General features: G+C 48.5%; 2 protein-coding genes. Both read right to left on the bottom strand.

Features of this window, described 5'->3' with window-relative positions:
- A partial coding sequence (locus QVP35_RS08645; RefSeq protein WP_288187838.1) for a metal-sensing transcriptional repressor occupies nt 1-169 on the bottom strand: 169 nt, incomplete at its 3' end.
- A 9-nt stretch (nt 170-178) separates the two neighbouring features.
- A partial coding sequence (locus tag QVP35_RS08640; protein WP_288187828.1) for a metal-transporting ATPase occupies nt 179-1689 on the bottom strand: 1511 nt, incomplete at its 5' end.

Raw genomic sequence — 1689 nt, 5'->3', positions numbered from 1 at the left:
GTGCTCTTAGAATTTCTTTATTCGTCTTTCGTATGACGGCCTCTGTCGCCATGAGCTGATTGGAGATATCCATACAGTACCGGTCTTCCTCCACCATCTTTAAGATCCCGTCGATCTGTCCCCTGGCGGTTTTAAGAAGCCTTGTGATCTGAGTTTTGTCTGCCTGCATGGACCCTCCTTACTGAATACCGGTCACTTGATAACCTGCATCTTCCACTGCCTGTTTCAGTACTTCCTCACTGACCTCTTTTTCTAAGTTCACAACAGCATTTTTATCTGAAAGGCTGACCTCTGCGGCCACCCCGTCGAGTTTATTGAGTGCATCTGTCACGTGTTTTACACAGTGTTCACACATCATTCCTTCGATTGAAATCGTCTTTTTCATCTTTGTTTCCTCCTCACTTTGGCCCGGCTCATGTACTTTCACCGGTGTTTCTTTGTTTCTTATAAAACCTGGCCGGAAAAACTTCAGGCGCAGGGCATTGCTCACGACAAATACAGAACTTAAACTCATGGCTGCGGCACCGAACATAGGATTAAGCTTTAATCCGAAAAACGGATACAGACATCCGGCGGCCAGGGGAATTCCGATTACATTATAGAAAAAGGCCCAGAAGAGATTTTCTTTGATATTTTTGATCACCGCTTTGCTGAGCTGGACTGCCGCCACTCCGTCCAGCAGATCACTCTTCATCAGAACGATATCTGCGGATTCGATGGCAATATCGGTGCCGGCTCCAATAGCTATTCCCACGTCAGCTCTGGCAAGGGCCGGAGCGTCATTGATACCATCCCCGATCATGGCCACTTTCTTTCCTTCATTCTGAATTTCCCGGATCTTGGCCTCTTTGTCCTGTGGAAGCACTTCTGCGATTACACGGCTGATGCCCAGCTGTTTCTGGATTGCCTCTGCTGTTTTTTTGTTATCTCCGGTCAGCATGACGACTTCGATATCCATCTTTTCAAATTCCTGAATGGCCTGTCTGCTGGTCGGTTTTACAACATCGGCTACGGAAATCAGTCCAAGCAGTGTGCCCTCTTTTGCAAAGTAAAGAGGAGTCTTGCCCTGTGAGGCAAAAACAGTACTTTTTTCTTCCAGTTCTCCAAGAGAAACTCCTATCCGTTCCATCATTTTCAGGTTGCCGGCATAAACCTTATCACCTTTTATGGAACCTTCGATCCCTTCTCCGGGCACAGACTTAAATCCAGATACTTCATAGAGACCGGCATTGGTCTCTTCGCCAAAAGAGACAATGGCATCTGCGAGAGGATGCTCTGAAGGTTTCTCCATACTGGCGGCAAGCTTGACCAGTTCTTTTTCTTTCATGCTGCCGGAGGTTAAAATATCTGTCACCTGAGGACGTCCTTCCGTGACAGTTCCGGTCTTGTCCAGAACGACGGTTTTTATCTCATGTGCCGTCTCAAGGCTCTCCGCAGACTTGATCAGAATGCCGTTTTCTGCGCCTTTCCCGGTTCCCACCATGATTGCGGTCGGGGTGGCAAGGCCAAGTGCACACGGGCAGGAAATAACCAGGACGGCAATGGACGTAGACAGCGCGAACTCAAATGTCTGCCCGGAAAGGAGCCATATGATCCCGGAAGCCAGGGCAATGACAATCACTACGGGAACAAAAATTCCGGCGATTTTATCCGCAAGCTTTGCGATCGGCGCTTTGGAACCGGAGGCAT

The sequence above is a fragment of the Anaerostipes sp. CAG:276 genome, assembly GCF_000432215.1.
Taxonomy (GTDB): domain Bacteria; phylum Bacillota; class Clostridia; order Lachnospirales; family Lachnospiraceae; genus Anaerostipes; species Anaerostipes caccae.
Note: the sequence above shows the minus strand (reverse complement) of the source record. Positions and strands in the feature narration are given on the sequence as shown.